The 20,634-nt window shown below is 72.2% G+C and carries 16 protein-coding genes; 11 read left to right on the top strand and 5 right to left on the bottom strand.

The window, feature by feature from the left end:
- Nucleotides 1-49: 49 nt before the first annotated feature.
- On the bottom strand, nucleotides 50-835 hold the full coding sequence (locus ABZX22_RS13215; protein ID WP_354908106.1) for a SigB/SigF/SigG family RNA polymerase sigma factor: 786 nt from the start codon (nucleotides 833-835) through the stop codon (nucleotides 50-52).
- A gap of 267 nt (nucleotides 836-1,102) precedes the next feature.
- Between ABZX22_RS13215 and ABZX22_RS13210 the strand changes: the two genes are divergently transcribed.
- The 4 genes from ABZX22_RS13210 to ABZX22_RS13195 all read left to right on the top strand — a co-directional run bounded on the left by ABZX22_RS13210 (nucleotide 1,103) and on the right by ABZX22_RS13195 (nucleotide 5,087).
- Complete coding sequence (locus ABZX22_RS13210; RefSeq protein WP_354908104.1) at nucleotides 1,103-2,215, top strand: glycosyltransferase; 1,113 nt, start codon at nucleotides 1,103-1,105, stop codon at nucleotides 2,213-2,215.
- Between the two features lie 127 nt (nucleotides 2,216-2,342).
- The gene (locus ABZX22_RS13205; protein WP_354908102.1) at nucleotides 2,343-2,822 is read left to right on the top strand and encodes a DNA starvation/stationary phase protection protein; all 480 of its coding nucleotides are present in this window, start codon (nucleotides 2,343-2,345) and stop codon (nucleotides 2,820-2,822) included.
- A 190-nt stretch (nucleotides 2,823-3,012) separates the two neighbouring features.
- Complete coding sequence (locus ABZX22_RS13200) at nucleotides 3,013-3,921, top strand: SRPBCC family protein (RefSeq protein WP_354908101.1); 909 nt, start codon at nucleotides 3,013-3,015, stop codon at nucleotides 3,919-3,921.
- Complete coding sequence (locus tag ABZX22_RS13195) at nucleotides 3,918-5,087, top strand: zinc-dependent alcohol dehydrogenase (RefSeq protein WP_354908099.1); 1,170 nt, start codon at nucleotides 3,918-3,920, stop codon at nucleotides 5,085-5,087. The genes ABZX22_RS13200 and ABZX22_RS13195 overlap by 4 nt, the downstream gene beginning before the upstream one ends.
- Nucleotides 5,088-5,102: 15 nt before the next feature.
- On the opposite strand, the gene ABZX22_RS13190 is transcribed toward ABZX22_RS13195, so the two are convergent.
- Nucleotides 5,103-7,862 carry a LuxR C-terminal-related transcriptional regulator gene (locus tag ABZX22_RS13190; protein ID WP_354908098.1) on the bottom strand — a complete coding sequence of 920 codons (2,760 nt, stop codon included), beginning with the start codon at nucleotides 7,860-7,862 and terminating at the stop codon, nucleotides 5,103-5,105.
- 256 nt (nucleotides 7,863-8,118) lie between these two features.
- Here ABZX22_RS13190 and ABZX22_RS13185 point away from each other — a divergent pair, with 256 nt between their 5' ends.
- The 7 genes from ABZX22_RS13185 to ABZX22_RS13155 all read left to right on the top strand — a co-directional run bounded on the left by ABZX22_RS13185 (nucleotide 8,119) and on the right by ABZX22_RS13155 (nucleotide 16,049).
- On the top strand, nucleotides 8,119-8,547 hold the full coding sequence (locus tag ABZX22_RS13185) for a general stress protein (RefSeq protein WP_354908096.1): 429 nt from the start codon (nucleotides 8,119-8,121) through the stop codon (nucleotides 8,545-8,547).
- 24 nt (nucleotides 8,548-8,571) lie between these two features.
- Complete coding sequence (gene dnaK, locus ABZX22_RS13180; protein WP_354908095.1) at nucleotides 8,572-10,476, top strand: molecular chaperone DnaK; 1,905 nt, start codon at nucleotides 8,572-8,574, stop codon at nucleotides 10,474-10,476.
- A gap of 5 nt (nucleotides 10,477-10,481) precedes the next feature.
- Nucleotides 10,482-10,961, top strand: coding sequence for a nucleotide exchange factor GrpE (locus ABZX22_RS13175; protein ID WP_354908348.1), 480 nt, complete (start codon nucleotides 10,482-10,484; stop codon nucleotides 10,959-10,961).
- The gene (locus ABZX22_RS13170) at nucleotides 10,961-11,896 is read left to right on the top strand and encodes a J domain-containing protein (protein ID WP_354908094.1); all 936 of its coding nucleotides are present in this window, start codon (nucleotides 10,961-10,963) and stop codon (nucleotides 11,894-11,896) included. The genes ABZX22_RS13175 and ABZX22_RS13170 overlap by 1 nt, the downstream gene beginning before the upstream one ends.
- A complete protein-coding gene (locus ABZX22_RS13165) occupies nucleotides 11,893-12,198 on the top strand; it encodes a chaperone modulator CbpM (protein ID WP_354908092.1) in 306 nt (101 codons plus the stop codon). Before ABZX22_RS13170 ends, ABZX22_RS13165 begins: the two co-directional genes overlap by 4 nt.
- A 1-nt stretch (nucleotide 12,199) precedes the next feature.
- Nucleotides 12,200-14,815 (top strand): ATP-dependent chaperone ClpB, encoded by a 2,616-nt coding sequence (clpB, locus tag ABZX22_RS13160; protein ID WP_354908091.1) that lies wholly within the window; start codon nucleotides 12,200-12,202, stop codon nucleotides 14,813-14,815.
- A gap of 130 nt (nucleotides 14,816-14,945) precedes the next feature.
- Nucleotides 14,946-16,049 carry a class I SAM-dependent methyltransferase gene (locus ABZX22_RS13155; RefSeq protein ID WP_354908089.1) on the top strand — a complete coding sequence of 368 codons (1,104 nt, stop codon included), beginning with the start codon at nucleotides 14,946-14,948 and terminating at the stop codon, nucleotides 16,047-16,049.
- A 143-nt stretch (nucleotides 16,050-16,192) separates the two neighbouring features.
- Here ABZX22_RS13155 and ABZX22_RS13150 read toward each other — a convergent pair whose 3' ends face one another.
- The 3 genes from ABZX22_RS13150 to ABZX22_RS13140 form a co-directional block, all read right to left on the bottom strand.
- Complete coding sequence (locus tag ABZX22_RS13150; RefSeq protein ID WP_354908088.1) at nucleotides 16,193-17,842, bottom strand: glycerol-3-phosphate dehydrogenase/oxidase; 1,650 nt, start codon at nucleotides 17,840-17,842, stop codon at nucleotides 16,193-16,195.
- Nucleotides 17,843-17,963: 121 nt separating this feature from the next.
- The gene (gene glpK / locus ABZX22_RS13145) at nucleotides 17,964-19,481 is read right to left on the bottom strand and encodes a glycerol kinase GlpK (protein WP_354908087.1); all 1,518 of its coding nucleotides are present in this window, start codon (nucleotides 19,479-19,481) and stop codon (nucleotides 17,964-17,966) included.
- 34 nt (nucleotides 19,482-19,515) lie between these two features.
- Entirely contained in the window at nucleotides 19,516-20,343 is an 828-nt protein-coding gene (locus ABZX22_RS13140; RefSeq protein WP_354908085.1) for an MIP/aquaporin family protein, read from the bottom strand.
- Between the last annotated feature and the right edge of the window lie 291 nt (nucleotides 20,344-20,634).

Genomic DNA, 20,634 nt, shown 5'->3' with positions numbered 1-20,634 from the left:
CCGACCGGCCGCGCGGCCCGTCGCCCCTGTCCCGGCGCGCGGGGGCCGCCTACACGGCGGCCGTCAGCTCGCCGCGGAGCTGGTCGAGGACCTTGCGCAGGATCCGGGAGACGTGCATCTGCGAGATGCCGAACTCCTCGGCGATCTCGGCCTGGGTCATGTTGCCGAAGTAGCGCAGCAGCAGGATGTTCCGCTCCCGGTCGGGCAGGGCGTCGATGAGCGGCCTGACCGCTTCGGTGTCGACCAGGGTGGCGAGGGCGCCGTCCTCATCGGGGATCATCTCGCCGAGGGAGGCGACGTCGTCGCCACCGGCGGACCCGACCGGGGCGTCGAGCGACAGCGTGCTGTAGGCGGCCGAGGCGTCGAGGGTGAGCAGGACGTCCTCCTGCGAGATGTTCATCCGCTCGGCGAGCTGGGCCACGGTGGGCGACGTGCCGAGCTCCTGGGTCAGCTCGCCGACCAGCCGGTTCAGCTCGGCGCGGCGGTCCTGGTAGACGCGCGGCACCCGGATGGCCCAGGCGCGGTCGCGGAAGTGGCGCTTCACCTCGCCGCTCATGGTGACGGCGGCGTAGCCCTTGAACGTGTGGCCGAGCGAGGCGTCGAAACCGTTGATCGCCTTCATGAGGCCGAGGTAGGCGGCCTGGAGGATGTCCTCGTACGGCTCGCCCCGGTAGCGGTACTTCCGGGTGATCTCCAGGACCAGCGGCCGGTGCATCTGGACGAGGCGCTCGCACAGCCGCTCACGATCCGCGGGGGACGTCTCAGGCCGGGACATCTCCTCGAGGAGGTCCTCGGCGGTCACGTCATCGGCGCGAACGACATTCTGGACGGTCACGGTGCTACTCCTTCAAAAAGGGGATGCAGGCGGCCCGCCAGAATGAATCCGCGCAGGGGCACACCTCGCCTCAACGGCGGTCAAGCCCTCTGCTGGACTTATGGCGCCGAGTATGCCCCACCTTCGAGCGGTTCAATCATCAAGATTCAGGTGAATTTCGAGGTTTGGGATCCGGCGGGATCGTGGTACAACTCTTCTGCCTCCACGGCGGTGCCTAAGACGCAGGCACACCCCTTTTTCGTTCGTCATTCCTCGAACGGGTGTGCCATGAAGATCGCCATTGTCGCCGCCGAATCCCTCGCCAACCGCGCGGAGCTGCTGTCCGTCGCCAGGGAACTGGGGCGCGACCACGACGTGACCCTCTACAGCCGCCGCAGCAGCGACGCCAGGCCCGCGGCGCGCATCGGCAAGGGTGTCACGGTCCGCTACCTCGAAGTCGGTCCCGCGCGTGAGCTGACCTCCGAGGAGCTCACGCCGTACCTGGCCGAGCTGGGCGACTCGCTGCGCCGGCAGTGGACCGCCGACCGTCCCGACGTCGTCCACGCGCACGCCTGGACCTGCGGCCTGGCTGCCATAGCCGGCAGCAGCGGGCTGGGCCTGCCGGTGGCGCAGACGTTCCTCCACGGCCGCGGCGGCGACGCCGCCAGGCAGCTGAAGCTGCAGCGGGCGCTCGGCAGGCGGGCGAACGCCGTGGTGGCCCGGTCGGAGGAGGAGAGGTCGAGCCTGGTCAGGTCCGGCGTGCCGCGCGAGCGCATCGAGGTCGTGCCGTACGGCGTGGAGGTGGACAGGTTCCGCCGCCGCCCGGTCGCCGAGGCCCGGCAGTCACGCGGGCGCCTGCTCCATGTCGGCTCGCTCGCGCCCGACCGGGGCGCGCACACCGCGCTGAACGCGCTGCGCGCGGTGCCCGACGTCGAGCTCGTCGTCGCCGGCGGCCCGGCGCCCGACCGGCTGGCCGACGACCCGGAGCTGACCGAGCTCCGCCGGATGGCCCAGCGGTACGGCGTCGCCGACCGGGTCACCTTCCTCGGCCAGGTGCCTCACGCGTCGATGCCCAAGCTCATGCGCGGCAGCGACATCGTGCTCAGCCTGCCGCACCAGGCGCCCAAGGGGCGGGTCGCCCTGGAGGCCATGGCCTGCGGGATCCCCGTCATCGCCACCGCGGTCGGCACCCACCTCGACTCCGTGGTCGACGGTGTCACCGGCCTGCTGGTGGCGCCGGACCGGCCCGCGGAGGCCGCCTGGCTGATCCGGCGGCTGCTGGCCGACCCCACGCGACGGGCCGCGATGGGGTTCGCCGGGACCGACCGCGCCAACGCCCGGTACGCCTGGGACCGGGTGAGCCGCGAGCTCGTGCGCGTCTACGAGAAGGCCGCGGCCTGAGCGTGCCGCGGACCTCCGGGGCCGCCGGGGGAGGTGGCAGAACAGGACGCCGGCGACCCCGGGTGGTTGTCCGGGGACCGGCCGGGTAGCAGGACGACGCATCGCGGAGACAGGAAAGGCAGCGATCATGGCTGTTATCACGAGCCCGCTGGGGGACGCCGAACGCAAGCTCACGGGTGACGCGCTGCAAGGAGCGCTGGTCGACCTCATCAACATCTCCCTGACCGCCAAGCAGTACCACTGGAATCTCGTCGGCGCGCGGTTCCGGTCGATCCATCTGCAGCTCGACGAGGTGGTCGGGGTCGCGCGCACGCATGCGGACACCGTCGCCGAGCGCGCCGCCGCCATCGGCGTCAACCCGGACGGCCGCGCCAAGACCGTCGCGGTCAGCGAGGTCACCGACGCCGACGAGGCCGGCTGGCTGTCCGACGACACCGTCGTGAGCCGGACGGTGGCCATGCTGCGCCGCGTCGGGGAGCTCATGCGGGCCCGCATCGACGCGGTGGCCGAGGCCGATCCGGTCACGCAGGACATCCTCATCGACGTCTCCGCCGACCTGGAGAAGCAGGCCTGGATGTTCGAGGCCCAGCTCTCCCGGACCGGCTGAAGGCCAGGCCGCGGCGCAGGATCGGCCGCCTTTCCGGGGCCGGGCGGTGCCGGAGTTGGCGGAATCGGGGACGGCATTTGGCGAGACCTGGACGGTTGACACCCACCGGGCGGGCAGGGGGCTCAGGGTGCAGATCCCCGCCAAACCGGACGCGTCACCCGACCGCCCGACAGAACGGAAGCAATCGGCTATGTCGCGACATGAACACCACAGAACCGACAAGCTCGCCCGGACGCTCGGGTGGGTCAGCCTGGGGCTGGGGGCGACACACCTCCTCGCTCCGGACGCCGTCCGCCGTGTCAGCGGCATCGACGGCTCCCCGTCGGCGAAGGCGGCGACGAAGGCGGCCGGCGCGCGCGAGCTGGTGCAGGCCGCGCTGCTGCTGGGCAGCCGCAGGCCCGCCCGATGGGCCTGGACCCGGGTGGCCGGCGACGCGCTGGACCTGGCGCTGCTGGGCAAGGCCATGACCACCCGTTCGGGCGACGACCGGCGCCGGCTGGCGGCGGCGACCGCCGCGGTCGGCGGCATCACGGCCCTCGACCTGTTCACCACGCTGAACGGCCTGCGCTCCGGCAGGGAACCGCTGTCCATCCACGCCTCGATCACCGTCAACCGGCCGCGCGACCTGGTCTACCGGTTCTGCCGGGACCTGGACAACCTTCCCAGGTTCATGACCCACCTGGAGTCGGTGCAGCCGCTCGACGAGCGCCGCTCGCGGTGGCAGGGCAAGGGGCCGACCGCCGACCTGTCGTGGGTGGCCGAGATCGTCGAGGACCGCGTGGGCGAGCTGATCGCCTGGACGTCCCCCGGCCGGTCCGTCACCGCCAGCGGCTCGGCGCGCTTCGCCGACGGCCCCGCCGGGCGCGGCACGGTCGTCGAGTACACCCTGCGGTACGGCCGGCCGGGCCGCGCGCTCGGCGCCGCGGTCGCCAGGATGCTCGGCGAGCATCCCGAGCAGCGCATCCGCGACGACCTGCGCCGCCTCAAGCAGATCCTGGAGACGGGCGAGGTGCTCCGGTCCGAGGGCAGCCCCGAGGGCACCCACGCCCCGCGGCAGCGCAGGCAGCGTCCCGCCCAACCGGTGGGAGGACGAGCATGAAGGCCAACTGCTACACGGGCCGCAACACCGTCGAGGTGCTCGACGTGCCGGATCCGGTGATACTCAACGCGCGCGACGCGATCGTCCGCGTCACCTCCACCGCGATCTGCGGCTCCGACCTGCACCTGGTCGACGGTTACGTCCCGACGGTGAAGAAGGGCGACATCCTCGGCCACGAGTTCATGGGCGAGGTCGTGGAGGTCGGCTCCGGCGTGTCGAACCTGCGCCCCGGCGACCGGGTCGTCGTGCCGTTCCCGATCGCCTGCGGCAACTGCTTCGCCTGCGAGGACGGGCTGTACTCGGTGTGCGAGAACTCCAACCCCAACGCCGGCATGGCCGAGAAGCTCATGGGGCACGCCACCGCCGGCATCTTCGGCTACTCCCACATGCTGGGCGGCTTCGCCGGCGGCCAGGCGGAGTACGCGCGCGTGCCGTTCGCCGACGTCGGACCGATCAAGATCGAGGACGGCCTGCCGGACGACAAGGTGCTCTTCCTGTCCGACATCCTGCCGACCGCCTACATGGGCGCCGAGATGTGCGACATCAAACCGGGCCACACGGTCGCCGTCTGGGGTGCGGGGCCGGTCGGCCAGCTCGCCGTGCTCAGCGCCTACCTGCTGGGCGCCGACAGGGTCATCTGCATCGACCGGTTCGGCTACCGGCTCAGGCGTGCCGAGCGGGCCGGCGCGCTCCCGCTCGACTACGAGGAGGTCGACGTCCTCGACGCGCTGCGCGACATGACCGGCGGGCGCGGGCCCGACGCCTGCATCGACGCGGTCGGCATGGAGGCGCACCACCCCACCCCCGCCATGTACGCCTATGACCGGGCCAAGCAGGCCGCCCGGCTGGAGACCGAACGTCCGTACGCGTTGCGCGAGGCCATCCTGGCCTGCCGTAGCGGCGGGGTGGTGTCGGTCGTCGGGGTCTACGGCGGGCTGCTCGACAAGTTCCCGATGGGCGCGCTGATGAACCGGTCCCTGACCCTGCGCACCGGCCAGTGTCACGTGCAGCGCTACATGAAGCCGCTGCTGGAGCGCATCCGCGACGGGGAGATCGACCCCAGCTTCGTCATCTCCCATCACCTGCCGCTCCAGGAGGCACCGCGCGGGTTCGAGCTCTTCAAGAACAAGCAGGACGAGTGCAACAAGGTCGTCCTGACGCTCTGAACCGCACCGGCGGCCTTAGTCCTGGGACCGCTGGGACCGGTCGTGCAGACGGTCCTCCTCGACGACGAAGCGGGTCAGGTCGACGCGCGAGCCGATGTCCAGCTTGCGGAAGATCTGCCGCAGGTGGAAGGCGACGGTGTGCGCGCTGATGAACATCTGCTGGGCGACCTGCCGGTTGGTCATCCCCTGGGCGACCAGCCGGGCGACGGAGTTCTCCGTGCCGGTCAGGCTGTCCCAGCCGAGCTTCGCGTGATCGTTGCGGACCCAGTGGCGGTGCCGTACGCCCAGCAGGCGCAGCCGGCTGCGCACCCGGGCGGCGTCCCTGGCCGCTCCGGTCGCCTGGTATCCGGCGAGCGCGTCGGTGAAGGTGCTGATCGCCTCGTCGGCGCGCGCCATGGGCGCGAGCGCCACCCCGAGATCCTCCCTGGCCGACGCCCGCGCGTAGGCGTCGGCGGCCAGGCCCACCGCGGCGGACAGGCTCTCCACGTCGCCGTCCAGCAGGCCGCGAGCGTGGGCCGCCGCGGCCGCCGCCAGGACGACGTCCGGGTTGTCGCCGGCCAGCTTCTCGATCGCCGTGGTGACCGCTTCGGCGCGCGGCCGGTCGTCCACCCGCAACGCCAGGCGGACCAGCCAGGCCGCGGTGGTCGGATCCAGGACGAGGAGGGCGCGGTTGCGCTCGATCATGGGGTAGACGCCGGCGAGCGACGCCATGGCGCGGCGCGGATGGCCCTGCGCCTCCATGACCTGGGCGGCGAGCAGCGCACAGCGGACGCTCCCCTGGGACCCGGCGTAGCACGCGAGCCGCGCGTGCTCGCCCTCCACCTGGGCGGCCGCCTCCCGCAGGTCTCCCCGGCGCAGGGCGGCGGCGCCGAGCACCGCCGCGCCGACCGCGGAGAACAGGTGCGTGCCGAGCGCGTCGGCGGCCAGCAGGCCCGCCTCCGCCGCGTCCACCGCCTCGGCCGGGTGATGGGCGGCCAGTTGCAGGCGCGCGGACAGCAGGGCCGGGCCCGCCGTCCAGGCGGTGTGGCCGAGCGCCTCGACCTCCTCGCGGGCCGCCCGCAGGACAGCCCGCGCCTCGTCCAGCCGGCCGGCATCGAGCAGCATGGAGGCCAGCGCCAGCCGCGGGTGCGTACGGCGGGCCGCCGCCGAACCCGCGCCGGCCCGCCGTACCGCCTCGCGGGCCAGGCCGATGCCCTCGGCGAGCCGGCCGGCCTCCCAGCTCGCGACCGCCAGGAGGGTGGTGGCGGTGACCAGGAGCGCGTCGGCGTGGTGGTCAGGCTCGCCGAGGACGGCCTCGGCCTGCCGCACGACCTGCTCCCCCACGTACGCTCCGGCCTGCGCCTGGAGCATGGCCATCCGCGCCTCGTCCCGGGCCTGCCGCGACAGGTCGGCTGCCGTCAGCGCCTGCTCCGCCTCCCGCGCCGCGTCCGCCGCCTTGCCGCCCAGCAGGAGCGTGGCCGCGAGCACGCTGCGCAGCTGTGCCGTGCCCGACGGCTGCAGGGGCTGGATGAGAGCCTGCGTGACCAGCTCCACGACCTCCGCCAGCCGCCCCGCCTCGGTCATCGCCCTGGCGGCGCGCAACGTGCGGGCCAGCCGTTGCGGCGTGTGGTCGGCGGTCAGGTTCATGGCGCGCAGGGCGACGGCGGCCGCCGCCTCGGGCGCGTCGGCCAGCAGGTCGTCCACCGCCTGGTCCAGCCTGGCCAGGGTACGGCTGTAGCCGTCGTGGCCGCCGACCAGCAGGTGCGCGGCCTCCATGGCGGGGCCGCCGCGTTCCAGGAGGATCCCGCCGATCTGGTGGTGCAGGGCCTGGAGCAGGGGCGGGGGCAGCATCTGGAGGACGGCTTTCCTGAGGATGTCCTGCTGGAAGACCAGGACGTCGGTCGTTCCCAAGAGGATGTCCGCGTCGATGGCCTCCTGTACGGCGAGCAGGAGACCGGCCGGCGTCCGGCCGAGCACGTCGGCCACGTCCTCGGGTGAGAAGGCGCGGCCCAGCACCGCGGCGGTCTCGACCACCTGGCGCGCCGGGCCGCTCAGCCCGTCGAGACAGCGCGTCACGGCCCGCACGAGCCGCTCAGGCAGCCGTCCCGAGACGAGCCGTGTCTGCCCGCCCACGACCTGGAGCGACTCCTCGTCACGCAGGCCGGCCAGCAGCTCGGTCAGCAGGAGGGGGTTGCCCGCCGCGCCGGCGGCCAGTTCCGACAGCTCGCGGCTGGGCGGCGCGGGCAGGAAGCCGGCGATCAGCTCGGCCACGGCGTCGGCGGGCAGCGGGCCGAGCTCGACGCGGCCGGCGCCCTCACCCTCCATGAGGGCGAACAGCCGCTCGGCCTCCGTCCTGCGCACGCAGGTGCTGCGGGCCAGCAACCAGACGATGGGCAGCGCCGACAGCTGGCGCTGCAGGGTCCGCAGGGCCATGAGCGTCGCGGGGTCGGCCCACTGGAGGTCGTCGAGCGCGACGAGAACCGGACGGATCCCCGCCAGCGCTTCGGCGCGGGCCCGCAACCGCTCCACCAGCACGACCGGCGAGTCGATCGCCTCCGACGACGGCTCGTCGAACGCCGCGAGCAGCGGCGCCATCGGGACGAGCCCGCCGAACGCCTCGGCCTGCCCGACCGCGGCCCCGAAGCCGCGTTCCGTGGCCGTCGCCACGACCTCGGCGAGGAACCTGCTCTTGCCCGTGCCGAAGCCGCCGTCGAGGAGCAGCACCCCGCCGGCTCCAGGTCCAGCCGCTTGGAAGAGCTCGAGGACTGCGCGCCGTTCGCGCTCGCGTCCATGCATCCAGATACTCCGCAGAGCCGCCCCCGGACATCGAACAGGTCGCACCCCACGCGCGTGGTGCAGGCATCACCCCCGTTCACGCCTGCTCCTGCCGGCACTCGCTCCCAGAGGTCTACCCGAATGGGGGATGTCAATCCCGCCGCCCGCAACAAGCCTCGAAAGAGTGGGCTCCACTTCCAGTGAAGGGCAGGCCAGGTCAATGACCACATCACCTTCCGGCCCCGTACCCACCTCTGTGATCGCAAGCTACGTACCGGTGGCCGGCTATGGCAGCTACCCCGAGGCCGAGCGGGCGGTCGACCGACTGTCCGACGAGCGCTTCCCCGTGGGGGAGGTCGCCATCGTCGGGACCGGCCTGAAGCTGCTGGAGAAGGTGCTCGCCCGCATGACCTACCCGCGGGCGGCGGGGCTGGGCGCCCTGTCGGGCGCCTGGTTCGGCCTGCTGATCGGCATCTTCTTCGCGATCTTCGCGACGACGGCGGCGTCCATGTTCTCCGTGATCGTCTGGGGGCTGATCTGGGGAGCGATCGCCGGTGTCGTCTTCGGGCTGATCTCGCACCTGTTCACCGGCGGGCGGAGGGACTTCGTCGCGACGAGCCAGCTGGTGGCCGACAGGTACGAGGTGCTCGTCGCCCCCGCGCACGCCGAGCGCGCGCGGGCACTGCTCCAGACGCCCCCCGCCTAGCGACCCCAGAGGGGAGACATACCGATGGCCAAGGCAGTCGGCATCGATCTCGGTACCACCAACTCGGTGATCGCCGCGATGGAGGGCGGGCAACCCACCGTCATCCCCAACTCCGAGGGATCGCGCACGACGCCCTCGGTGGTGGCCTTCACCGAGCAGGGCGAACGCCTGGTCGGGCAGCTGGCCAGACGGCAGGCGATCCTGAACCCCAAGGGGACGATCTACTCCGCCAAGCGGTTCATGGGCCGGCGTTTCGACGAGGTGAGCAGCGAGCAGACGGCCGTGTCGTTCGACGTCGTGCCCGGCCCGAACGGCGAGGCCCGCTTCGAGATCCGCGGCAAGCAGTACACGCCTGAGGAGATCTCCGCGCTGGTGATCCGCAAGCTCGTCGACGACGCCGGCAAGTATCTCGGCGAGCGGGTGACCGAGGCCGTCATCACCGTTCCCGCCTACTTCAACGACGCCCAACGCCAGGCGACCAAGGACGCCGGACGCATCGCCGGCATCGAGGTCCTGCGCATCATCAACGAGCCGACCGCCGCGGCCCTGGCCTACGGCCTGGACAAGAAGGCGAACGAGACGGTCCTCGTGTTCGACCTGGGCGGCGGCACCTTCGACGTCAGCATCCTCACCATCGGGGACGGAGTCGTCGAGGTGCGCTCCACCTCGGGTGACACCCACCTCGGCGGCGACGACTTCGACCGGCGCATCGTCGACCACCTCGCCGACGAGTTCCAGCGGCAGGAGGGCATCGACCTGCGCCGCGACCCCCAGGCGCTGCAGCGCCTGTTCGAGGCGGCCGAGAAGGCGAAGGTGGAGCTCTCCTCTGTCACCCAGACCACGATCAGCCTGCCGTTCGTCACGGCCGACGCCTCCGGCCCGAAGCACCTGAACACCACGCTGATGCGGTCGACGTTCGACCAGATCACCGCCGACCTCGTGGAGCGGTGCCTGGAGCCGGTCAAGCAGGCCATGGCCGACGCCAAGCTCACCGCCGACGACATCGACGAGGTCATCCTCGTCGGCGGCTCCACGCGCATCCCCGCCGTGCAGAACCTCGTGCGCCGGCTGACCGGCGGCAAGGACCCGAACATGTCGGTGAATCCGGACGAGGTGGTCGCCATCGGCGCCGCCATCCAGGCCGCCGTCATCAAGGGCGAGGTCAAGGACGTCCTGCTGCTGGACGTCACGCCGCTGTCGCTGGGCGTGGAGACGCTGGGCGGCGTGATGACCAAGGTCATCGAGCGGAACACGACCATTCCCGCCCGCCGTACCGAGGTGTTCAGCACCGCGGAGGACGACCAGCCCTCGGTCGACGTCGTCGTGCTGCAGGGCGAGCGGGAGCGCGCGGCCGACAACCGCGTGCTCGGCCGGTTCAGGCTGGAGAACATCCGGCCCGCGCCGCGCGGCGTCCCGCAGATCGAGGTGACCTACGACGTCGACGCCAACGGCATCCTCAACGTCTCCGCCCGGGACAAGGACACCGGCGCCGAGCAGCGCATCACCATCAGCGAGAGCTCGACGCTGGACAAGTCCGAGGTCGAGCGGATGATCCAGGACGCCGAGCGCAACCGCTCCGAAGACCTGCGGCTGCGCGAGCTGGTGGATGCCCGCAACGAGCTCGACAGCGTCGCCTACCAGGTCGAACGGCGCCTGAACGAGCTCGGGCCGAACGTCGCCGCCCATGACAAGGCCCGTGCGGAGATGCTGGTCGCCGACGCCCGGCAGGCCGTCAAGGAGGCGGCGTCGCTCGACCGGCTCCGCTCGCTCACCTCGGAGTTGCAGCAGGTCTACCACGGCCTGTCCGCCGCGGCCGGCGCGGGCGCCGCAGCCGGTCAGGGCCCGCCGCCGGGGGCGCGGGGACAGGGCGGCGGCGCCGCCGGAGCCGACGACGACGTCATCGACGCCGAGTTCACCACTCCCGAGTGATCGACATGTCCGAGCACGACGCCGCGCCCGCCGGACCCCTGAACGACGACAAGGCGCTGATCGAACAGCTCGAGTCCCGCGTGTCCGAGCTCGAGGACCAGCGCCTGCGCGCGCTGGCCGAACTCGACAACGTCCGCAAGCGGGCGGCCAGGGAGGCGGAGCTCGAACGGGCACGGGTGGTCAGGCAATGGCTGCCCGTCCTCGACAACCTCGATCTCGCGCTCCAGCACGCCGGCCCGGACGACGCGCTCGTCGAGGGCGTCAAGGTCGTGCGCGACCACGCCCTCGCCCTCCTCGAACGGCTGGGCTTCCCCCGCCGTGACGACACCGGTGAGGCGTTCGACCCGTCCCGCCACGAGGCCGTGGGCGCGATCGCCGGCACGGAGACCCCGCCGGGGACGGTCGTCCAGGTGGTCCGTCCCCGGTACGGCGAAGACGAGCGCCAGCTGCGTCCCGCCGCGGTCATCGTGTCGAAGGCCGACTGATGGCACGCGACTTCTACGAGGCTCTCGGCGTTCCCAGGACGGCCGACCAGGACGACATCCAGCGCGCCTACCGCCGACTGGCCCGCGCCTACCACCCGGACGTCAACAAGGACCCGCAGGCCGAGGACCGGTTCAAGGAGATCTCCGAGGCCTACCAGGTGCTGTCCGACCCGGAGACGCGCCGCCGTTACGACGCGTTCGGGGAGGACTTCCGCCGCGTCCCCGAGGGCGTCGACCCGGACACCTGGCGGCGCGCCCGCGCCGGCGCCGGGGCCGGGGCCGGGGCCGGGGCGGGGGCAGGGCCCGGTGGCGAGTGGGCCGGCAGGACGACCTGGACCGACGCGGACCTCGAAGACCTCTTCGGCGAGATGTTCGGCGGCGTGCGGGGCCGGGGGTGGGGCCCCGCGCCCGGCGCCGACCAGGAGGCGGAGCTGCCGCTCACGGTCGAGGAGGCCTACCACGGCGGCCGCAGGAAGCTCACGCTCGGCGGCGGCCGCCAGATCGACGTCAGCATCCCGCAGGGTGTGACGAACGGCCAGCGCATCCGCCTGGCCGGCCAGGGCGGGCGCGGCGCGAGCGGCGCGCCCGCCGGGGACCTCTACCTGATCGTCCGGATCGCCGACCATCCGCGCTACCGCGTCGAAGGCCGCGACATCCGCGTCGTGCTGCCGCTCACGCCGTGGGAGGCGGCGCTGGGGGCGACCGTACCGGTCGACACTCCCGGCGGCGAGGCCAAGGTCAGGGTGCCGAAGGGCACCTCGAGCGGCCGCCGGCTGCGCCTGCGCGGACAGGGGATGCCCAACCCGCGCGGCGCGCCCGGCGACCTGTACGCCGAGGCCCGCGTCATGGTGCCCGAGCGCCTCACCGCGGAGGAGCAGCGCCTGTTCGAGCAGCTGGCCGCCGGCTCGTCCTTCGACCCGAGGAGATCGCGATGACCTACGCGCTCGTGCGAAGGACCGCCGTCGAGGCGGAGATGGACCTCGACGGCTTCGCCCGCGTCACCGGGATGCATCCGGAGCTGGCGCGGCGGCTGGTCGCCCTGGACCTGATCGAGGCGCGGCGCGACGCCGCGGGCCGGCTGTGGTTCCCGGTCTCGCAGGTGGCCCTGGCGGGCCGCATCCAGCGGCTGCGCGCCTGCTTCGGGCTGAACTACGCCGCCGTCGGCCTGGTGGTGGACCTGCTCGAGCACATCGCGCGGCTGGAAGCGGCACTGCGCGACCAACGCACAGGAGGGTGATGTGGACCCCAACCGCCTGACGCAGAAATCCCAGGAGGCTCTGCACGACGCGCAGACCAAGGCGCTGCGTTTCGGGCACACCGAAGTCGACGGCGAGCACCTCCTCCTGGCCCTGCTCGACCGCCCGGACGAGCTCGTGCCGCGCCTGCTGGGCCAGGCCGGAGCGGACGCGGACCGCCTCAAGGCCGACCTGGAGGCCGACCTCGCACGCCGTCCCCGCGTGAGCGGGCCGGGCGCGGCCCCCGGCCAGGTCTTCGTCACCCAGCGCCTGTCCCGCCTGCTCGACGCGGCCGAACGGGAGGCGCACCGGCTCAAGGACGAGTACGTGTCGGTGGAGCACCTGCTGATCGCGCTGCTGGACGAGGGCGCGCAGACGGCCGGTGGGCGGCTGCTGCGCGAGCACGGCATCACGCGCGACCGGTTCCTCCAGGCGCTCACCGCGATACGGGGCAATCAGCGGGTCACCTCGGCGATGCCCGAGGTCGCCTACGAGGCGCTCGAGAAGTACGGCCGCGACCTGGTGGCCGACGCGGCCGCGGGCAGGCTCGACCCGGTGATCGGCCGGGACGCGGAGATCCGCCGGGTCATCCAGATCCTGTCCCGCAAGACGAAGAACAACCCCGTGCTCGTCGGTGACCCGGGAGTCGGCAAGACAGCCATCGTCGAGGGGCTGGCCCAGCGCATCCACCGGGGCGACGTGCCCGAGGGGCTCAAGGACAAGACGGTCTTCAGCCTCGACATGGGCTCGCTCGTGGCAGGCGCCAAGTACCGGGGCGAGTTCGAGGAACGACTCAAGGCCGTGCTGAACGAGGTCAAGGCCGCGGAAGGGCGGATCCTGCTCTTCATCGACGAGCTGCACACCGTGGTGGGAGCCGGCGCGGCCGAAGGCGCCATGGACGCCGGCAACATGCTCAAGCCGATGCTCGCCCGCGGCGAGCTGCACATGATCGGCGCCACGACGATGCAGGAGTACCGCAAGCACATCGAGAAGGACGCCGCCCTCGAACGCCGCTTCCAGCCCGTGCTCGTCGACGAGCCCTCCGTCGAGGACGCCATCTCGATCCTGCGCGGCCTGCGCGAGCGGCTCGAAGTGTTCCACGGCGTGAAGATCCAGGACAGCGCGCTGATCGCGGCGGTGGTGCTCAGCCACCGCTACATCTCCGACCGGTTCCTGCCCGACAAGGCGATCGACCTGGTCGACGAGGCGTGCGCCATGCTGCGTACCGAGATCGACTCGATGCCCGCGGAGCTGGACGAGCTGACCCGGCGGGTGATGCGCCTGGAGATCGAGGAGGCCGCGCTGTCCAAGGAGGACGACCCGGCCGGTACGGCCCGCCTGGAGGCGCTGCGCAGGGAGCTGGCCGACCTGCGGTCCGAGGCCGGCTCCATGCGCGCCCAGTGGGAGGCCGAACGGCGGGCGCTGAAGAAGGTCCAGGAGCTGCGCGAGGAGATCGAGCGCGTACGCCAGCAGGCCGAGGAGGCCGAGCGCGCCTACGACCTGGACCTGGCCGCCGAACTGCGTCACGGCAAGCTGCCGGAGCTGGAACGCCGGCTGGCGGCCGAGGAGGAACGGCTGGCGGCCAAGCAGGGCAGGCACCGGCTGCTGCGCGAGGTCGTCACCGAGGACGAGATCGCCGCGATCGTCTCGCGCTGGACCGGCATCCCGGTCCGCCGCCTCAAGGAGGGCGAGCGCGACAAGCTGCTCCGGCTGGACGAGATCCTGCACCAGCGCGTCATCGGGCAGGACGAGGCGGTGCAGCTGGTGGCCGACGCCATCATCCGCGCCAGGTCCGGCATCAAGGACCCGCGACGGCCGATCGGGTCCTTCATCTTCCTCGGCCCGACGGGCGTGGGGAAGACCGAACTGGCCAAGGCACTCGCGGAGGGCCTGTTCGACACCGACGAGAACATGATCAGGCTCGACATGAGCGAGTACCAGGAGCGGCACACCGTCAGCAGGCTGGTGGGCGCGCCTCCCGGGTACGTCGGCTACGAGGAGGGCGGCCAGCTCACCGAGGCGGTCCGGCGCAAGCCGTACTCCGTGGTCCTGTTCGACGAGATCGAGAAGGCGCACCCGGACGTCTTCAACGCCCTGCTCCAGGTGCTGGACGACGGGCGGCTCACCGACGCGCAGGGCCGTACGGTCGACTTCCGCAACACCGTCATCATCATGACGTCGAACATCGGCTCGCAGTACCTGCTCGACGGCGTCACCCCGGACGGGGAGATCAAGCCGGAGAACCGCGAGAGCGTCATGGCGGAGCTGCGGCGCCACTTCCGCCCGGAGTTCCTCAACAGGGTCGACGACATCGTCCTGTTCAAGCCGCTCACGCAGGCGGAGATCGAGCGCATCGTCGACCTGATGTTCGACGACATCAGGGACCGGCTGGCCGACCGGCGCCTCAAGCTCGAGGTGACCGACAGCGCCCGGCGCTTCATCGCCCAGCAGGGCTTCGACCCGGTGTACGGCGCGCGCCCGCTGCGCCGGTACATCGCCCGCGAGGTGGAGACCCGCATCGGCCGGGCGCTGCTGGCAGGCGACGTGGCCGACGGTTCCACGATCACCGTCGACGAGCGCGATGGCGAGCTCGTCGTCACCTTCGGTGCCCACCGATGACAGCGCACGCCGAGACGCCTGACCTCCACGGGCCCGTCCCCCGAGCGGCCCGCGATCCCACGCACGCGATCTCATCCCGCGCGCCTGGCCTCGCCAGGCGCTCACGGCTTCGCACTCGGAGGACGTCATCATGAACGCCTTGGACACCGGCGTCGAACCCGCCGCCGACCGCACCACCCAGCTCGTCGAGCGCCTCTTCGAGAACACCCTGGGCGCCCTCGAACTGTTCGCGGTCTACCTGGGGGGCGAGCTCGGCCTCTACCGGGCCCTCCAGGAGCACGGGCCGCTGACGGCGGCGCAGCTGAGCGAGCGGGCCGGGATCGCGCCGCGCTACGCCGCCGAGTGGCTGGAGCAGCAGGCCGTCGCCGGGCTGCTGGAGGCCGACCCGGACGTGCCCGGCGAGGAGCGCCGCTACCGCCTGGACCCGGCGTACGTCCCGGTGCTGGTCGACGCCGACGATCCGGCGCACGCCGCGCCGTTCGCGCACATGCTCGCCGGGATCGGGGGCGTCATCTCCCAGGTGGCGCAGGCCTACCGCACCGGCGGCGGCGTGCCGTACGAGTCGTACGGGACGGCCTTCCGCCACGGCCAGGGACACATCAACCGGCCCGCCTTCACCCACGAGCTGGCCGCCACCTGGATCGCCGCCATGCCCGACGTCGTCGAGCGGCTGACGTCGGCGCCGCGCCCGCGCATCGCCGACGTCGGCTGCGGGCAGGGCTGGGCCGCCATCGCGGCCGCCCGCGCCTTCCCGAACGCGCAGGTGGACGGCGTGGACGCGGACGAGTCCTCGATCGCCGACGCGCGCGCCCACACCGAGCAGGCCGGTCTCGGCGACCGCGTCCGGCTGGTGCGGGCCGACGCGGCCACGCTGCGCGACGGCGGGCCGTACGACCTGGTGCTCCTCATGGAGGTCCTGCACGACCTGTCGCGCCCGGTGGAGACGCTACGGGCGATACGCGAGGCGCTGGCCGACGACGGCGTGCTGCTCGTCGCCGACGAGCGCGTGGCCGACCACTTCACCGCGCCCGGCGACCCGGTGGAGCGGATGATGTACGGCTGGAGCGTCACCCACTGCCTGCCCACCCAGCTCGTCGAGCAGCCGTCGGCGGCCGTCGGCACCGTGCTGCGGGCCGCCACCGTGGACCGGTACGCCGGGGAGGCGGGCTTCAGCGGATGCACCGTGCTGCCCGTCGCCAACGACTTCTTCCGCCTCTACCGGCTCGACCGCTGACGCCGCCCGCCGTACCGCCGCCCGGCTCACGGCACGACCGGGAAGGGGCCGGGTGCACAGCCACACCAGCAGCAGTCCCGCCGCCGCCAGGACGACGTCGATCAGCACGACGAGCGCGACCATCTCATCGCCACGACCTTCCCTCATCGGGAGAGCGCGGAACGGTCGGGGACGTCCAGCCGGGCGCTGTCGGCCGCCTGGTCGTCCTGCTGCCGCTCGGCCGCGAGCTGGGCCTGGACGTGCAGCCGGTGGTGCTCGGTCTCCCGCCACACGTCGTCCGCGTCCCAGCCGAGCACGCTCGCCATGAGCGCGGCGACCTCGGGCGCGGCGGCCAGGCCCCGGTCCTTCTCCTCGGTCGCGATGCGGGTACGGCGGGCCAGGACGTCCTCCAGGTGCCTGGCCCCCTCGTGCGAGACGGCGTAGACCACCTCGGCCTTGAGACAGTCGCGCGTCCCCGGCACGCACTCGCCCAGCACCGGATCGCCGGCGACCAGCTCCAGCAGTTCCTCGGCGAGCGAGCCGTACCGGCGCAGCAGCCGCTCGACCTTGGCCAGGTCCAGCCCGTAGCGCTGCGCCAGGTGGCGCCGGCCGTTCCACATCGTCTCGAAGCCGACGGCGCCGAGGACGGGCAGCCGGTCGGTGACGGAGGCGGGCACCGCGCCGCCGAGCTCCCGCACCGCCATGTCGATGGCGTCCTTGGCCATCACCCGGTAGGTGGTGTACTTGCCGCCGGCCACGGTCACCAGGCCAGGCGCCGGACGGGCGACCGCGTGCTCGCGCGACAGCGTGGCGGTGTTGGCCGCGTCCCTGGCCGGCAGCGGGCGCAGGCCGGCGTAGACGCCCTCGACGTCCTCCCTGGCCAGCGGGGTGGCCAGCACCGAGTTGACGTGGTCGAGCAGGTAGTCGATGTCGGCGCCGCTGGCCGCCGGGTGCGCCTTGTCCAGGCGCCAGGCGGTGTCGGTGGTGCCGATGATCCAGTGGCGTCCCCAGGGGATGACGAACAGGACGCTCTTCTCGGTCGGCATGATCAGGCCGGTGTCGAGGCGGATCCGGTCGCGCCGGACCAGGATGTGGACGCCCTTCGACGCCTGCACGGTGGGCCTGCCGTCGGCGCCGGCCATCTGGCGCGTCTCGTCGGTCCAGACGCCGGTGGCGTTGACGACCTGGCGGGCGCGGACGTGGATCTCCTCGCCGCTGTCCAGGTCGCGCACGCGCGCCCCGCTCACCCGGGCGCCGTCGCGGACGAGGTCGGTGACGCGGGCCCGGGTCATGACGGCGGCGCCGTACTGGGCGGCGGTGCGTGCGAGCATCATGGTGAAACGCGCGTCGTCCACCTTCGCGTCGAAGTACTGGACGGCGCCGACCAGGGACTCGGGGCGCAGGCCGGGAGCCACCGCCAGCGCCTTCCTGCGGCTCATGTGCCGGTGGCGGGGCATGGTGCGGGCGCCCCCGAGAACGTCGTAGAGGGCCAGGCCCGCGCCGACGTAGAGCCGCTCGGCCACCCGGTGCCGCAGCGGGAACATGAACGGCACCGGCTGCACCAGGTGCGGCGCCAGCCGGGTCAGCAGCAGACCGCGCTCCTTGAGCGCCTCCCTGACCAGCCGGAAGTCCAGCTGCTGGAGGTAGCGCAGGCCGCCGTGGATCAGCCGGCTCGACCGGCTGGAGGTGCCGGCCGCCCAGTCGCGTGCCTCGACCAGCGCGACGGTGAGGCCGCGGGACACCGCGTCCAGCGCCGCTCCGGCCCCGACCACTCCGCCGCCGATGACCAGCACGTCGAACTCGGTCTCACGCATCCTCTGCAGCGTGGCGGCGCGGTGGGCCGGGCCAAGCGGTACAGACGTCATTGCAGAACTCCTTGCGTCGATCAGAGGGATGGACCCGCGGGGACCTGGCCGGCCCCCGCGGATCCGCCAGTCAGTCCAGCTCGATCCAGTCGAGGGTGCGGGAGACGGCCTTCTTCCAGCCGGCGTATCCACGGGATCGCTGCGACTCCGACCAGGTCGGCTGCCAGCGCCGGTCCTCGTTCCAGTTGCGCTTGAGCTCGTCGGTCGACTCCCAGAAACCGACGGCCAGGCCGGCGGCGTACGCGGCGCCGAGCGCCGTGGTCTCGGCCACGACCGGCTTGGACACCGGGACGCCGAGAATGTCGGCCTGCAGCTGCATGCACAGGTTGTTGGCGGTGACCCCGCCGTCCACGCGCAGGACGTCGAGGGCGACGCCGGAGTCCTGCCGCATCGCCTCGACGACGTCGCGGCTCTGGTAGCAGATCGACTCGAGGGTGGCCCGCGCCACGTGGGCGTTGGTGTTGAAGCGGGACAGGCCGACGATGGCGCCGCGGGCGTCCGAGCGCCAGTAGGGGGCGAACAGCCCGGAGAAGGCGGGCACGAAGTACACGCCGCCGTTGTCGTCGACCTGCGCGGCCAGCGCCTCGCTCTGCGCCGCGCCGGAGATGATGCCGAGCTGGTCGCGCAGCCACTGCACCGCCGAGCCGGTGACCGCGATCGAGCCCTCCAGCGCGTACACCGGCTTGTCGTCGCCGAACTGGTAGCAGACGGTGGTCAGCAGGCCGTGCTTCGACCGGACCGGCTCGTGGCCGGTGTTGAGCAGCAGGAAGTTGCCGGTGCCGTAGGTGTTCTTGGCCTCGCCGGGCGAGAAGCAGACCTGGCCGACGGTGGCCGCCTGCTGGTCGCCCAGGTCGCCGGACAGGGCGACCTCGCCGCCGAGCGGCCCGCCCGCCAGGGTCGTGCCGTACAGGCGGGGGTCGGACGACGGCTTGATCTCGGGCAGCATCCGCCGGGGGATGCCGAAGAACGACAGCAGCTCGTCGTCCCAGTCGAGCGTCTCGAGATCCATCAGCATGGTACGGCTGGCGTTGGTCGGGTCCGTGACGTGCACGCCGCCGTCGGGGCCGCCGGTGAGGTGCCACAGCAGCCAGGTGTCGGTGGTGCCGAAGAGGGCGTCCCCGGCCTCGGCCGCCTCGCGCACGCCGTCGACGTTCTCCAGGATCCACTGGATCTTGCCGCCGGAGAAGTAGGTCGCCGGGGGCAGCCCGGCCTTGCGGCGGATGACCTCGCCCCTGCCGTCCTGGTCCAGGGCGGCGGCGATCCGGTCGGTCCTGGTGTCCTGCCAGACGATGGCGTTGTAGTACGGCCGGCCGGTGACCCTGTTCCAGACCACCGTGGTCTCGCGCTGGTTGGTGATGCCCAGCGCGGCCAGGTCGGAGGCGACGAGGTTCGCCTGGTTCATCGCGGTCTCGATCACCGCGCGGGTGCGCTCCCAGATCTCGGTCGGGTTGTGCTCGACCCAGCCGGCCTGCGGCATGATCTGCTGGTGCTCGAGCTGGTGCCGGGCGATCTCGTTCCCGCCGTGATCGAAGATCATGAAGCGGGTGCTGGTCGTTCCCTGGTCGACGGCTCCGATGAAGTCGGCCATGACGATCGTGCCTCCTGGATGGGGTGGGGGGGTTTCAGACGGCTTCGTAGGCGGGCTTGGCCGCGGGCTGGGCGGCCTCGGGCTCTTCCGCGGGCGGCAGGAACCGGCCGACCAGGACCTCGTACAGGCCGGCGCCGATCAGCCCGCCGATCACCGGGGCCACGATCGGCACCCAGAAGTAGAGCGAGCCGTACTGGTCGTGGAAGGCGGTCTCGTAGCCGGTCAGGAACGAGGCCAGGCGCGGGCCGAAGTCGCGGGCGGGGTTGATCGCGTAGCCGGCGTTCGTGCCCCAGGCCATGCCGATCGCCACGACGAGCAGGCCGACCACGAAGGGCGCGAGGTTGGCCCCGGGAGAGGAGTTGCGCAGGTCGGTGATGGCGAGGATGAGGAACAGCAGGATGGCCGTGCCGATGATCTGGTCGCGGAAGGCGCCCCACGTGCCGACGGGAAGCGTCCCGTTGCCCGGCAGCGTAGAGAAGACGCCCTGGGTCTTGATGGTGAAGCCGGGGTCGACCTTCGCCAGCACCTCGGCGTAGTTGAACCGGACGATCAGGGCGGCCACGAACGCGCCCGCGGTCTGCGCCAGCGAGTAGGGCAGGACCTTGCGCCACGAGAAGCCCTTGAACACCGCCAGCGCGACCGTGACGGCCGGGTTGAGGTGCGCGCCGCTGACGCGGGCCGCGACGTAGACGCCGAGCGTGACGCCGAGGCCCCACGCCCACGCGATGCTGTCGTGCGCGCCGATCCCCGCGGCGGCCACCTGGGCCACCACGCCGACCCCGAAGAGGATCAGGATCATGGTGCCCGCGAACTCGGCGGCCACTTCACCGAGCAGTCCGCGGGCCTTGAGTCGTTCGGCCATTTCTCTCTCCTCACAGTGCCGTGCTCCCCCCGGCGGAAGGCGGGAGCGGACCGTCGCCGTGAGTAGTCGTCCCAGGTGGTGTGACCGGCCTCACGGTTGCCGTGGACGCTAGGTGAGAGAAAACGGAGGGTCAACGGCAAGGTGTCGACAATGTCGAACACTAGTCAGCGATGCCACGCCGGGTTAGAGTCTGAGAACTATGACGCAGGCTACAAAAGTCCACGTCTGTGGGCGATTGCGTAGATTGCCCGCTCATGGGTGTCGACATTGTCGAACACCTGTCGGCCACAC

Origin of the sequence: Nonomuraea sp. NPDC003804 (assembly GCF_040610675.1) — a bacterium.
Classification (GTDB): Bacteria; Actinomycetota; Actinomycetes; order Streptosporangiales; family Streptosporangiaceae; genus Nonomuraea.
Note: the sequence above shows the minus strand (reverse complement) of the source record. Positions and strands in the feature narration are given on the sequence as shown.